This window comes from uncultured Desulfobulbus sp. (assembly GCF_963662935.2).
Classification (GTDB): domain Bacteria; phylum Desulfobacterota; class Desulfobulbia; order Desulfobulbales; family Desulfobulbaceae; genus Desulfobulbus.
Genome location: NZ_CAXXTL010000002.1, coordinates 1,414,644 through 1,428,233 on the forward strand (window position 1 = coordinate 1,414,644; position 13,590 = coordinate 1,428,233).

12 protein-coding genes and 1 tRNA gene are annotated in these 13,590 nt (G+C 55.8%); 5 read left to right on the plus strand and 8 right to left on the minus strand.

What is annotated here, in order from left to right; translation table 11 throughout:
- Positions 1 to 10: 10 nt before the first annotated feature.
- On the plus strand, positions 11 to 325 hold the full coding sequence (locus tag ACHZCX_RS10530) for a hypothetical protein (RefSeq protein ID WP_319587191.1): 315 nt from the start codon (positions 11 to 13) through the stop codon (positions 323 to 325).
- A 175-nt stretch (positions 326 to 500) separates the two neighbouring features.
- Here the strand turns inward: ACHZCX_RS10530 and ACHZCX_RS10535 are convergent, their stop codons facing one another.
- Entirely contained in the window at positions 501 to 1,013 is a 513-nt protein-coding gene (locus tag ACHZCX_RS10535) for a PaaI family thioesterase (protein ID WP_319587192.1), read from the minus strand.
- Between the two features lie 376 nt (positions 1,014 to 1,389).
- Positions 1,390 to 1,467 (minus strand) — tRNA-Pro (locus tag ACHZCX_RS10540).
- Between the two features lie 279 nt (positions 1,468 to 1,746).
- On the opposite strand from ACHZCX_RS10540, the gene ACHZCX_RS10545 reads away from it, so the two are divergent.
- The 3 genes from ACHZCX_RS10545 (at position 1,747) to ACHZCX_RS10555 (ending at position 4,485) form a co-directional block, all read left to right on the plus strand.
- Complete coding sequence (locus ACHZCX_RS10545) at positions 1,747 to 2,865, plus strand: AI-2E family transporter (protein ID WP_319587193.1); 1,119 nt, start codon at positions 1,747 to 1,749, stop codon at positions 2,863 to 2,865.
- Positions 2,866 to 3,051: 186 nt separating this feature from the next.
- Entirely contained in the window at positions 3,052 to 3,852 is an 801-nt protein-coding gene (locus tag ACHZCX_RS10550; RefSeq protein WP_319587194.1) for an undecaprenyl-diphosphate phosphatase, read from the plus strand.
- 9 nt (positions 3,853 to 3,861) lie between these two features.
- Positions 3,862 to 4,485, plus strand: coding sequence for a DedA family protein (locus ACHZCX_RS10555; RefSeq protein ID WP_319587195.1), 624 nt, complete (start codon positions 3,862 to 3,864; stop codon positions 4,483 to 4,485).
- Here ACHZCX_RS10555 and ACHZCX_RS10560 read toward each other — a convergent pair.
- From ACHZCX_RS10560 to ACHZCX_RS10580, 5 genes are read right to left on the minus strand one after another with little or no spacing between them, the layout of a single operon-like run.
- Positions 4,482 to 4,949 (minus strand): SRPBCC family protein, encoded by a 468-nt coding sequence (locus ACHZCX_RS10560; RefSeq protein WP_319587196.1) that lies wholly within the window; start codon positions 4,947 to 4,949, stop codon positions 4,482 to 4,484. The genes ACHZCX_RS10555 and ACHZCX_RS10560 overlap by 4 nt on opposite strands.
- Positions 4,950 to 4,970: 21 nt before the next feature.
- Positions 4,971 to 6,179, minus strand: coding sequence for a methyltransferase domain-containing protein (locus tag ACHZCX_RS10565; RefSeq protein ID WP_319587197.1), 1,209 nt, complete (start codon positions 6,177 to 6,179; stop codon positions 4,971 to 4,973).
- Between the two features lie 15 nt (positions 6,180 to 6,194).
- Positions 6,195 to 7,622 (minus strand): deoxyribodipyrimidine photo-lyase, encoded by a 1,428-nt coding sequence (gene phrB / locus ACHZCX_RS10570; protein ID WP_319587198.1) that lies wholly within the window; start codon positions 7,620 to 7,622, stop codon positions 6,195 to 6,197.
- A gap of 20 nt (positions 7,623 to 7,642) precedes the next feature.
- Entirely contained in the window at positions 7,643 to 7,834 is a 192-nt protein-coding gene (locus tag ACHZCX_RS10575; RefSeq protein WP_319587199.1) for a hypothetical protein, read from the minus strand.
- A gap of 45 nt (positions 7,835 to 7,879) precedes the next feature.
- Complete coding sequence (locus tag ACHZCX_RS10580; protein WP_319587200.1) at positions 7,880 to 8,047, minus strand: hypothetical protein; 168 nt, start codon at positions 8,045 to 8,047, stop codon at positions 7,880 to 7,882.
- A 426-nt stretch (positions 8,048 to 8,473) separates the two neighbouring features.
- Between ACHZCX_RS10580 and ACHZCX_RS10585 the strand changes: the two genes are divergently transcribed.
- Positions 8,474 to 9,955: a DegQ family serine endoprotease gene (locus ACHZCX_RS10585; RefSeq protein ID WP_319587201.1), complete on the plus strand. Its 1,482-nt coding sequence runs from the start codon at positions 8,474 to 8,476 to the stop codon at positions 9,953 to 9,955.
- A gap of 84 nt (positions 9,956 to 10,039) precedes the next feature.
- On the opposite strand, the gene ACHZCX_RS10590 is transcribed toward ACHZCX_RS10585, so the two are convergent.
- Positions 10,040 to 13,297 carry a PAS domain S-box protein gene (locus tag ACHZCX_RS10590; protein ID WP_319587202.1) on the minus strand — a complete coding sequence of 1,086 codons (3,258 nt, stop codon included), beginning with the start codon at positions 13,295 to 13,297 and terminating at the stop codon, positions 10,040 to 10,042.
- Positions 13,298 to 13,590 lie beyond the last annotated feature (293 nt).

The window sequence follows — 13,590 nt, forward strand, 5'->3', positions numbered from 1 at the left end:
GAGAAAAGCCATGAGAAGAAACTACCAGCAATCGACGACACATCAAGTCTCTCAAAAAAACGAACATCCGGAACGACGTGCACCTATGTCCGACCGCCGGAACGCCTCAGACCGTCGGTCAAATGAAGAAAGACGGTATGACAATCGCTTGGCGCCGCCTAAACAACCCAAGTCGATGAAAGCCTGGATACGCTCCCTTACCAATTCACGTTTAGGCGTGGATCGACGAAAAAAAGCAGATCGGCGTTCCATTGAAGATCGACGCCTGCAACGGTTAGAATCACTCCTGACTCAAGAAGAGCTTGCCGATCTTCTCGGTGATTAACGGTTTCGTTTCCCCGTGGCAACTTCAAGACCTGCCGCTCAATCTTCCAAGCCGCCGTCAGGCTGTCCCATCAGGCACGGACTCTTTCTCTCCGACTTCCTTCTGCATTTTTAACGTTCCCTGCAGGGGCCAAGGGCTCAAAGGAGATGCGTATTCATGCATGCCTTTCTTTCGATCAAGCCCTTTCGCTTTGCTGCAGAACGGGCAGGAACCGCTCCATATATTCAGAACTCATAACCCCAAGGCGAACCGCAGTTTTGGCCGGCATGGCAGCAAAATCACCGGTAGCCCTTGCACAGAGGGTATCTCCGTCAGCGTAAATTGCACCGGTCACTATGATCTGGCGTTCGGATCTACTTTCCTCAATGCTGCCGACCACAGTCAGCTGTTTCCCCACGTGGACAGGTTTCATGAAGTCGACAGTCATGGATTTGGTCACGCCGATTTTCTTCAGCAGATAGATGACCGTCCAGCCCATAATTTCATCCAAAATGGTGGAAATGATCCCGCCGTGAACGGTTTGATCCCACCCGGCCATGGCCGTAGGGACCGTTACCAGGGAATAAACACGCTGCTCGTCTGTCAGGAATTGCATGTGTAGACCGAAGGGGTTTTTTTCGCCGCAACCGAAACAGGTCTGTCCTTCCAGATTCGATATTTTTTTCAGGGCTGCCTGATTGATGATCATGATCGCTTCACTCCTCTTGTTTCAAACTCAACAACAGTCTTGTTGTGATTTTGCCCCTCATTCAGATCGTCTATAACCTCTTGAAAATATAAGATAACCATCCGCACTGCCATTTTGGGCACTCTGCGTTCGCAAGGAAGGGGAAAGGTACGGCATGGTCAACTGGAGGCAGGGCAACAGGGGACATTCCCTTCACGATGAATGCTTATCACATTTGATACGGATTGCCAACCTGAGGGAAATCACCTCACGCAACCGTTGGTTGTTGACCTGGAAAACTCCATGATTTCGAAGGGAAAGGGCAGCTGACTTGGGTTTGAAACAAAAAAAAGCAAAAAAGGGTTCAAGGCAAAAACCTTGAACCCTTTGATATTGTTGGTCGGGGCGGAGTGATTCGAACACTCGGCCTCCTGCTCCCAAGGCAGGCGCGCTAACCAGGCTGCGCTACGCCCCGACGTTTTGTGTTTGATGCGGTCGAAAGGAAAAGTTATCTACACCATTCGGCCCATGCTTGCAAGCCTTTTTCCAGAGAGAGACTGCTAAAAGAGCCGGAAATCCCGATCGATGCGGCCACCTTTTCAACCATCCGCCACCTTTCCCTTTTCTCCGCCGGCCGGTGCCGACTCGCCATATTAGGCTGGCACAAACCCGGGTTGCCCTTTAAGATAGACAAGAATCATTCTTCCGCCGGCTTGCAACCGGCTTACGTAGACGAGCTCCATCAGGAACATCCATGGCAGTCCCACCTCCCCCGATACAACGCATCACCTTTCTTTTCATCTTTTTTGCGGCCCTGCTGGCGCTTGGCCTGGTGCTCTGGCCATTTTGGACCCAACTGTTTCTCGCCTTTCTTCTGGCCAGCGTTTTTTATCCCGCCTATCTCCGGCTATGCGCTCGCATCCGGCCCTGGATCGCCGCTTGTCTCACCTGCCTGCTGATCACTCTGTGCGTCTTTCTCCCCCTGCTGTTCTGTATCGGTGCCCTCTCGGCCGAAATCCCCGGGGTGATTCAACTCGCCAAGGGAAATGACGTCCTTGTCCTGCTGCGGCAAAGTCTGCAAAACAATAGCCTGGTCCACCGGGCCGACGACCTGCTCTCCGGATTCGGCATCCACATGGATTTCGATCGCCTTCCCGGCCTGATCACCGATCTGTCCACCACGGTCGGGGTGTTCATCTATACTCAAGTTTCGGCCTGGGCCACCAATATAGTGCGCTTTATCCTCCAATTTTTGATCGTGATCACCGGCGTCTTTTTTCTCCTGATGGAATACGACCGACTGACCAACTTCCTGCTTCGGCTCTCGCCCCTGCCCGAATCGCAGAACCGCTTTCTCATTGCCCGTTTTTCCACGATCTCCGGAGCCATCCTCGTCGGAAACAGCCTGAGCGGCCTGATCCAGGGCATCTGCGGCGGTCTCTATTTCGCGGCCATGGGTCTAATCTCTCCGGTACTCTGGGGCGCGGTCATGGCGGTGGTTGCTTTCATGCCGATCGTTGGCATCGGCCTAGTCCTGCTGCCGACCGCCCTGATTCTCGCGCTCAAAGGACATGGCTGGCAGGCGCTGGCCACCGTGCTTTTTTACCTGATCCTCACCTTTGCCGTGGACTACCTGTTCAAACCGAAGTTCGTCGGCAAGCAGGCGAACCTGCCGCCGCTGCTGGTCCTGCTCTCTATCATCGGCGGCATGAGCCTGTCTGGCGTCATGGGCATTATCTACGGACCGCTGGCAGTCACCACCTTTTTCACCCTCATTGACATGTACGTCCTTGAATACCAGCCTTATCTCGATCACCGGGATAAAAACGGCCTTCAAGACACCTCCAGCGGCGCGAACGCAGATTCTCTTTAAGCCCCGTCAGCCGCACTCTGGCCTTCTTCCCTTGACAGAAAAAAATCTTTCAGTTAACAGCAGGTGACCTATTCTGACCCCGCCCGAGCCATCCTACCTGAAGCGGCCCCGGAACAGACGACAAGGTCCACACGGTTGCCCGATTACGCACCCCTTCTGCCCCCTTGATTTGGAGTGGTTTCTATCATGGATATTTATGCGCTGATCCAAAGCGTGATTCTTGGGGTCGTTGAAGGCCTGACTGAGTTTCTGCCGATTTCCTCGACGGGGCATCTGATTATCGCCGGTGACCTGTTGGCCTATACCGGCGAGCAGGCCAAGACCTTTGAGATCTGCATCCAGCTCGGCGCAATTCTTGCCGTCTGCTGGCACTACCGGCAGCGGCTGCTGCGAGTAGTGAGCGGACTGACCCGCGAGGCCGGCGCCCAGCGGTTTGTTCTCAATCTGATCGTTGGCGTCCTGCCCTCGGCAATCTTCGGCCTGCTCCTGCACAAGCTGATTAAGGCGCATCTGTTCAACTCGGTGGTGGTGTCTATTGCCCTGATTGTCGGCGGGTTCATCATTCTTCTGGTCGAACGACGCGAGCGCCAACCGCGCATCACCGAGGTCGATCAAATGAGCTGGCTCGATGCCCTCAAACTCGGGCTTGCCCAGGTCTTTTCCCTGATTCCCGGCACCTCCCGCTCCGGGGCGACGATCATCGGCGGCCTGCTCACAGGTCTTTCCCGGAAGGCGGCCACGGAATTTTCCTTTTTCCTGGCCATTCCCACCATGTTTCTTGCCACGGGTTATGACGTCTTCAAGTCCTGGGACACCTTGGCCCAGCAGGATCTTGCCTTCTTTGCCGTTGGTTTTGTCACGGCCTTTTTCAGCGCCCTGCTGGCGATCAAGGGGTTAATCCGGTACGTGGCCCATCACGATTTCAAAATTTTTGCCTGGTACCGTATCATCTTCGGGGCGATTGCCCTAGTCTACTTCCTCCGCTGAAAATCCGTCATGATCACTGAACTCATCAGCAAAATTGCTGTTCAAATCCTCGAGACCACCGCCTATGTCGGCGCCTTCATCCTCATGGCCCTGGAAAGCATGATTGCGCCTGTACCGAGCGAGGCGGTCATGCCCTTTGTCGGTTTTTTGGTCACCGACGGCAAATGGGACCTCTGGCTCGCCCTGTTGGCCACCAGTCTCGGCTCGCTGGTTGGCTCATTGGTCTCCTATTGGATGGGCTATTACGGCGGCAAGCCGCTAGTGCTCAAGGTCGGCAAATATCTGCTGCTCAACCGCCACGACCTGGAACTGACCGAACGCTATTTTAATCAGCGACAGGGACTGCTGACCGTCTTTCTCGCCCGGTTCATCCCAGTAGTCCGCCACTTCATCTCCATCGCCGCCGGTATGGGCAAGATGCCCTTGGTGCCGTTCATGCTGGTCACCGTTATCGGCGCAACCATGTGGAACGGCTTTCTCCTCTACCTGGGCATGCGACTGCGCGAGCACTGGACCGTGGTGCAGAAGTATTCGCATCAGGTGGATATTGTCATCATTGTCGTGGCGGTCATCGGCATCGGCTGGTTCATCCGCTCCCGCTTGGCGGCCCGCAAGCGCAAGCTCAACAATTAGCCTGCGGTCGGCGGTCCAGAGAGAAATTCTTCCAGGCGCTGCCGCCGGTACTCAAAAATCCGCTCCAGGGTCCTGCGGATGTAAAACCGATGGAGCAGTTGCCCCAGTAGGCCAAAGGGCGGCTGATAAAAAACCTGGTCGATCAGCAATACCCCGTCGTTTTCCTGACGAATTTCATGATAATGGTACCAGAAGCGATACGGCCCGAGGCGCTGCTCATCGACAAAGCTCAACCCCTCGCGGATGTGCTTGATTTCGGTCACCCAGGTGTGGGTGCCGAGTAGAGGAATGGTAATCCGGTAGTCGACGATCAGGCCATTGAACATGATGGCCGGAACATCGGTGACGATCCGGAATTGCAGGTCCGGCGGGGTGATCCGGTCCAGATTGGCTGGATTCTGCAGAAAGGCCCAGGCCTGTTCCACTGATGCGGTCACCCGCTGCTGTCGCTCCAGAATGTACATCGCAGTGCTCCTTCGTCTCCCTTACGCCTTCATTCCCCAAACCATGTAGACCGGGTCGCTCACCCAGAGCTCCTGGTGCGGATCGTCCGTTGGCCGGGGCAGGCCGCGCCGCGACAGGGTGTTGATCTTGTTGAACCCGCCGGTTGCATGGAACAGCTCCGCCACCAGGCCAAGCCGCTCGAACTCATGCATTTCCGACCAGAGCCGGATGGCCTTGGGTGGAAACCAGCGGTTGGAAAAGGCAAAGGCCAAGAGGCCGCCTGGCCTGAGAATACGCCGAATTTCGGTCATGATTGCCAAGGGGTTGGTCAGATATTCCACTGAAGCGGTGCAGATGACTGCATCGAAGCTCTCTTTGGTAAAGAAGAGCTGCGGCTCGCCGTTGAGATCCTGCACCACGGTTGCGGTGGCCCGATGGTTTTGCCTGAGTTCCTCTTCGTTCATCCCCAGAACAGTTAGTTCACTCAGTTCCAGCCTGTCCGGCAGGTGGGAAGTCCAACTGCCCATCAGGTCAAGGACTCGGCTGCCAGGGCGAATCAGATCGGCATAACGCCGGCTGATTGCCGCGCGCGCTGTGCTGTCGAGATGATGCACCAATCGCGGTTGCCGGTAGAAGAGCGCGTCCGGCTGTTCATCGCGGCGCGTGAAATTCCCTTTGGTAAACACCCCGCCCTCACCTGTAAACCCTGCCTGCATCCCCGGCCCGTCCGAGCTGATCCGCTCCAGCCAATCCTCGCAACGGCCGCCCCGCTCTTTTTTTTGCGGCGGGTGGATGGCGGCAATCTCGGCCTGCAGGACGAGGTCGCGACCGGCCAGGGGGTGGTTGAGGTCAAAGACCAAACATTCCCCTTCCCTACCCAAACAGCGACAGGGACTGGTTGACGCCCTGTAGACGCCGCTCACGCCACTGAGCAACCCTTGGGGATAAAAACGGCCGGGTGAAGGCGTTAGGCCGTTTCCCTGGCTGTCCGTTCCCAAAAATTGCTCGGGCCGCAGCATAACGCGCTTACGCGTATCAAAAGGGCTCGGAAAACGGCCGGCTGGAATCACTATCGTCTCTCGCTCGCCCACCCCTTTTCCCAACAATCCGTTGGCCAACTGTGGAACCAGAACATCCCGCCAGAAACTGACCGGATCAGCCCAGAGCTGGTCCGTGTGGCTGGCCTTTTCACTGTTCCAGGTCAAGGTGAATTCCACCGCCGCCCGGCTGTACTGGTCAATGTGCTCCATGGTTGCTCCTCGTGCTCAAAGGTCTCCGGATACCGGAAAGAGCGAGGGCTGTCCCGGCGTCCAGGTGCGGATATAACGGTTGACGTCGAACTTGCGGCGGGCGCCGGCCTCGTTCATGTATCGAACGGTGCCAAAAATCGGCCGTTCGGGCCAACCCCGGTCGTGAACCCCGCCGATCGACCAGGCAATGCCGGTGTAGCCGTTGGTTTCGCGGCCATCAAGGGCGTAGCGGTCGTTGAGATGAATGGCAATCCGCATGGCCCGAGCCGGGTCCTCGGTCCATTCCAGGATTTTCTTGCCCCAGTACATGCGCAGGTAGCTGTGCATCGTGCCGGAGTTCACCAACTGATTCTGGGCTGCGTTCCACAACAAATCGTGGGTTTGGGCCCGGTCGAACTGCTCGTCACTGTAGAGGTAAGGACGCGGGTCCCCCTGATGCTGGGCAAGACTGCGGCGCGCCCATTCGGGAAACCCGGCGACCCGATCATAGTCAGGTGTATACAGACAAAAATTATCAGACAGTTCACGCCGAACTACCAGTTCCTCGAGAAACCCGTCCACGGCCTCGCCCTGGAGCCCGCGCTGCCGCACTTCAAGCACAATGGCCTGAGCGGATATCATGCCAAAATGGAGGTAGGGCGAGAGATCGGAACAGGCGTTTCTATTGGGATCGTTGCGCAAGGGGTAGTCGGCCAGGCGGTGATCGACAAAGGTTTCCAGGGTGGCACGGGCAGCAGCCTCGCCGGGCACGAGCCACGAAATCGGCTGGACGCTGGTATCCACCCTGAGTCTAGCGCGCAATGAGGAAAGAACATGACTAAAAACCGGGGGCGTCCACGGAAAAGTATGGGGAGCGAGTTCGGGAAAGGGTTCGAGAAATTCCTGGAGATGCCGGTGAATCCGGGGCCGGAAGGTTCTGGCCATGAATTCCCGGTGGGTTGATGCAATCCAGGCGGGCACAATATTGCGGGAATCGACCTCATGCACTGGGCACAAGAGCTGCTCGAGCAGGGTGTGGTGCCACTGTTTTTTTATCCGCAAGGGATCGAAATCGGTGACCACGAGGGAAGGGCGAATCTCGCCGCATAAACGAAGCATCTCCTCCGCCGGCTCGCCGCTCCGTAGAATCAGGGGAATGTTAGCTGCTCTCAGGCCTTCCGCTGTTTCCTCTAAACCTCCCAGGAGAAAATCGTACTGCCTGAGCGTCGCCCCAAGAAAAGACGGGGCCAGACAAAAAGCCACTGCCACCGGCGTCCCCAGGCGCAGAGCCTGCTGGCGGGCCCAGATGAGCCCCCAATTGTCCTTGGCCCGGAACTCTCTGTGCATCCAATACAGAACAGGACCTGGCCTCTGCTCCGTACCGTTATATATCCGCACCCGCCGTGGATTGACCCGATTGTCCATCTTGTTTGCCAACGCAAAAAAATCCCCGATGGAATCCATCGGGGAGAGAAAGCATCAACTTACCAGCGTTCAATCTGGTTAATATTGGTACAACTGGACCGCTCATGATCTGTTAGGTCACCGATGCTCTGCACCCCGTTCCGAGCGCTATCCAACGAACAACTGAACTCATTGCCGCTGTCATCCTCGACCCATACCAGTGACTCGTATCCAACACTATTGACCCCAGGGTCTCTTTCGATGATTTCCATGACGTTCTCCTTATTATATTAAATATTATATTTGGTTATATAGAGTTACCAGCGTTCAGTGCCGATAATCATGTTGACATCCATACAAGCTCGCCGTTCTTCTTCGTTCAATTCAAAACGATCACGAGTATCGCCCTTGAGCACATCAATCGGACAAACATACTCCTTACCGTTCTTATCTTTGATCCAGGCTAACGATTCATATCCAACCATGGCGTCCTCCGTTGGTTTTTTTTCTCTCTAGTAATATCCTCTTGTCCTACAAGGTAACCAGGAAAATAACCGCCACAATGGGGGATAAAAAGGGTTTTAATGATACCTAATACTATCATTTACCTGTCTAAGCAAAAGGAACCATAGCAGAAGGAAGGTTCAGTGGTTTGCGCACCCCGGATAAGAAGATTGAAAAACTTCTCCAAACCATTTGCGATAAATAAATCTTTACTCTCAGACTGTCGCTGGAACGGATGCATTGCCCACGCCCGGCTTCTTCAGGGTTTCAGCTTCGGCGGCTCTTGACGAACCGGAAGCCCGGTATAATTATCTCAGATACGTTTCAACTCCCTGCTGTTTTCACTGCCAAACCGTCACCCTATCGGGTGACACACCCTTTTCCATGATCAAATGGAGCTTTTTATTATGCACAGACTAACCAAACCCGTAACGAGAACCGTTCTTGCCTCCTGCCTGGTCTGCCTGACCCTGCTGGCTGGCGGACATCATCCCGCCTACGCCCAGAGCGAAGAGGATCTGGTCCTGCTTGATCGTTCGGCCAAGGCCTTTTCCTCGGTCGTGAAAAAAGCCGGCCCCGCCGTGGTCCATGTTGGGGTGGAGAAGGAAACCTCCGCCAAAAACATGGGGCAAATCCCTTCCGACCTGTTCAACGACCCGTTTTTTGAACGATTCTTCGGTCCGCAGTTCCGCCATCCCCGGACCAATCCGAACAACCCCAAGCAAGACAAACAGACTTTCAAGCAGCAGGCTGCCGGATCCGGCTTCATCATTGCCAGTGACGGTTACATCCTCACCAACAACCATGTGGTTGAAGACGCCAGCAAAATCACGGTGCGATTGGCTGATCAACGCGAATTTCCGGCCAAGGTGGTTGGCACGGATCCCCAGTCGGATGTGGCCATCATCAAAATTGAAGGCAAGGACCTGCCGGTCCTGCCCTTGGGCAACTCAGACAAGCTGGAGGTGGGCGAGTGGGTCATTGCCATCGGCAGCCCCTTTGAGCTGAGCCAGACCGTCACCGTCGGCGTGGTCAGCGCCATTGGCCGCAATCGCATGGGCATCACCGATTATGAAAACTTTATCCAGACCGATGCGGCCATCAATCCCGGCAACTCTGGGGGACCGCTGCTCAATATTCGTGGCGAGGCCGTAGGCATGAATACGGCCATCTTTTCACGGAGCGGCGGTTATATGGGTATCGGATTCGCTATCCCCATCAACATGGCCAAGTCCATTGAGCAGCAGTTGCGCAAAAGCGGCAAGGTGACCAGAGGCTGGCTCGGCATCCTCATTCAGGATATCAATGAAGAACTGGCCAAGTCCTTTGGCGGCAAGGTGGGCGGCGGCGCCCTCATCTCCGAAGTGACCGACGGCTCGCCCGCCCAGAAGAGCGGTTTACTCCAGGGTGATATCGTCACCGCGATCAATGGTGAACCGGTCAGCAATGTGGCCGATCTGCGCAACAAAATCGCCATGACCCCACCGAACACCGAGTTGAAACTGCGGATTCTGCGCGACGGTAAGGAAAAGGAGATGGTGGCGAGCGTCGGTGAGCAACCCGCTGACATGGCCTCGATGGCCAAGAAGATGACCGGTTCCACCTTGAGCGAACTCGGCCTCTCCCTCCAGGATCTAACCAAAGAAGTTGCCGAGCAGTTCGGCTACAGCAAGGATCAGGGCGTTCTGATCGCCGATGTCGAGGCCGACAGCCCGGCCGCCGAGCTGGGCTTGCAGGCCGGGATGCTGATCGAGGAGGTCAACCGCACCAGGGTCCGCAGCCTCAAGGAACTGCAGCAGGCCCTGAAAAAGGCGAACAATCCCAAGCAGGTGCTGCTGCGGATCCGTTCCGGCGAGCATAGCCAGTACGTGGTTATGCAGACCAAGTAACGCCTGCATCTTTTCCTTAACAAAACAGCCGGTAGGGAATGCCCTACCGGCTGTCTCTGTTTTTAACGATGAACCGAGCGCCTTTTATTCTCCTGATGCTTCTCCTTCGTTTAAACTGTGCTCGATTCCTTGCAGCAAGACCTGAAGACTAAAAGGTTTCTTGATAAAATGCAGCGTCGTATCCGCCCCTTCCTCCGGCAGGATGTCCGCAGCATAGCCAGACATGAACAAGACCTTGATCTCTGGCCGGCTGAGGGTAATGTGGCGGCTCAACACCCTGCCGTTCATTCCTGGCATAATCACGTCGGTGAGCAGCAGGTCAATCCGCTGGCCCTTGTCGGCGGAGATCGTCAGCGCTTCCTCTGGGGTTGCTGCCACAAACGTGGTATACCCGCTCTGTTCCAACATATCGTTGGTCATCTGGCGGACTGTTTCCTCGTCCTCGACCAGGAGGATGGTGGCGGAGCGTCGCATGGTCAGAGGTTCAGCTCTCTCCTCGACCGTTTCTTGCAACTCCACCTCGCTGCGAGGGAAAAAAACTTTGAAGGTGGAACCGGTGCCCCATTCGCTCTCGACCAGCACCAGCCCCTTGTTTTGCCTCACTATCCCATAGACCGTCGCCAGGCCGAGCCCCGTGCCCTTTCCCGTTTCCTTGGTCGTATAAAAGGGTTCGAAAATATGCTGCCGGGTTTCTGCACTCATGCCGCAGCCGGTATCACTCACAGTGAGTTGGACATAGTCACCGGCCGTGGTCTCAGGATACTGCCTGGCAACGTCCCAATCAAGCCGGGCATTTCCGGTTTCGACAACCAGCGAGCCGCCGCTGTCCATGGCATCACGGGCATTGACGATCAGATTCATGATCACCTGATCTACCTGGGTGGGGTCCATATGGATCGGCCACAGTCCCTCCGTCAGCCTGAGCTCGAAGCGGATGTCCTCACGGATTAACCGCCCCAACCCCTTCCGGACGCTTTTGACCAGGGTGTTCAGATCCAGCACCTGCGGCGAGATCACCTCTTTGCGGGAGAAGGCGAGCAACTGATGGGTGATGTCCCGCGACTGGTTCGCGGCCTTGATGATCTGGTTGATATACCCCCGGGCTTTGTCCGGTGCGGCAGAGCCATTCTTCATAAGGTCAGCATACCCCAGGATGACCGCCAGCTTGTTGTTGAAGTCATGGGCGACACCGCCGGCCAGCCTTCCTATGGCCTCGATTTTCTGGGCCTGACGCAATTGGTCTTCAAGCTTGCCTTTTTCCTTTTCCTCCTTTTTTTTGCTGGTGATATCGACCATGATCCCGCGCCGCCATTGCGGCCCTTCATTTTCAGCCACTACGGTAACGAAATCCTGGACCCATAAGGTGGTGCCGTCTTTGGCAAGGAACCGATATTCCAGTTCATGATCTTCCCTCCTTGCCGTGGAGGCGCGGGAAGCGGCAAATATTTCCTCTCGGTCTTCTGGATGGAGGTGCTGCCACCAGAATCGCTCTCCGTACCACTCCTGTACCGGGTAGCCCAGTAATCGCTCGGCCTGCTTGCTGACATAGGTGAAGGTGAAGGTTTCGGCATCCGCCTCCCAGACAACGCCGTCCACTGAATCAACCAGATTGATGAAGCGGGTGCGCTGCTTGCGCAGTTCCTCTTCAATCCGTTTCTTTTCCGTGATATCCCAGGCGATTCCCATCACCCCGATGACAAGACCGCCAGAATCATAAATGGGGGCCTTTACGGTTTCCACCAACTCCCGATGGCCGTCACTGGCGTAGGTGATCCATTCCTCATTGTGGCACGGCGCCCCGGTGGCAATGGCCTTCTGGTCGTGTTCACGAAAAGAATCAGCAACATCTTTATTGAAAAAGTCATAATCGGTCTGGCCAAGAATTTCAGATTCAGGCGCACCCAACAGACGCTCGAATCGTGCATTACAGGAAAGAAACACCCCTTGAGGATCCTTCATCCAGACCAAGGCAGGGATGGTTTGCAGCAGGTTGCGCAGCCGGGCTCGCTCCTTCTCCAGAACGACGTGCGCCTGTTTCAACTCGGTAATGTCACGGGCGATGAAAAAGAGGCATTCCTCGCCCCTGACCTTGATTGGCGCCAGGAACATCAGGGCATTGCGCTTTTCCCCTGATTTGGTGCCGAGAAGAAACCCATACTTTTCCAGCCGCCCCTGCTCTTTAACAATAGCCACGGCACCGGCCCTGGCTTCCGGCGTCCACAAACCTATCGCCACCGAGGTCCGGCCGATAATCTCGTTCTTTTCCCATCCGGTTATGGTGGTGAAGCCTGCATTCACCTCCAAAAAAGTACCGTCCGCCATACGGGTGATACCGACCATGTCGGGCATCAATTGAAACAAAGACGCGTATTTCTGCTCGGAGAGCCGGAGCTCTTCCTCGGCCCGGCTCCTTTCGGCCATTTCCCGGCGCAAAGCCACGTTGCGTATCCTCTCTCGATTCGGCAGTGACACCAGCCACCAGATGAAGGCGGCGGCAAAAAAGCTGTTGACCAAACCGACGAGGAAAAGGGGAGAATCCAGTGCGCCCCCCCTCGGCCAGCCGTCCTTGGGAACTGCGGCCAGTTGCCACACTCCGCCGGGGACCGAGACCATCAAGCTCACCGGCAGGCGGGCAAAAACCTCTTCTGCCCCCCGCATCATGGAGCCGGCTTGGCCTTGATCATCAACCTTGCGTAACCCAATATCCAGGGTTTGAGATGCCTGCACCCCTCCGGCGTCAAGCAAGGCATCAAAATAGGTGACCACTGATACCACCCCCCAGTAGCGGGCTTCTGACCCTTGCGGCTCCCCTGCGCGGGTAAAAACAGGCACTCGGGCAATCAAGCCTTTGCCGCCTTGAATCAGATCATGGGGGCCGGAAAAGACCGGTAGCCTGGTTTGCATCGCCTGGTGAACGGTTGCAAATTGTTCGGGGATAGACTCGTAGCGAAGGCCAAGGACCTGCCTGTTGCCCTCAAGGGGGTACAGCAGGGTGATGGTGTCGTCGGGCGCAGCGACGATATTGCGAATAGCGGGATAGCCGGTGATCGCCTGGCTGGCCAGGGCATTAAACAGATCCGGACTGATGCCGCCTTGGTAGGCAATCACCCCGGTCAGGCCGGAGGTGGCACTGAAGACCGCATTGACTGTTCCTTCCAAACGGGCGCGGATGGTGGCGAGTTCCTGAATAACCTGGCTGCGGGCATCGCTCAATTGACGTTCCCTGTCCAGGTGTCCTGTCTTGAGACTGATCAAAACGCCGAGTAGGAGGATCAGGACGGCCATAAACCACGGGAGTTGAGCAAGTCGGATGAGGGCTTCCCATACATTCCTCCGTGGCATCACCACCTCCCCCAAACAGCTTGATAGCATTGAGATTGAACCCGATATTATAGATATGTATTCAGAATACCAAGGGCCGCTCCAATGTCAAGGCGCTAAACAGACAAGAGACACACACCGGTTGCCTCGATTTTACCCGCACCTCGGGGACTTTGTTCTCCTTTCAGATATTCGTAACGGAATGTTGTTGTTTCAAATAAGCCTAGAGACGAGGGGGCTTTAGACAAAGGTGAAGGGGTACCAAGTGTTCTGAAGACTGCGAAAGGAGGACACGACTGCACAGTGCGTTGTCC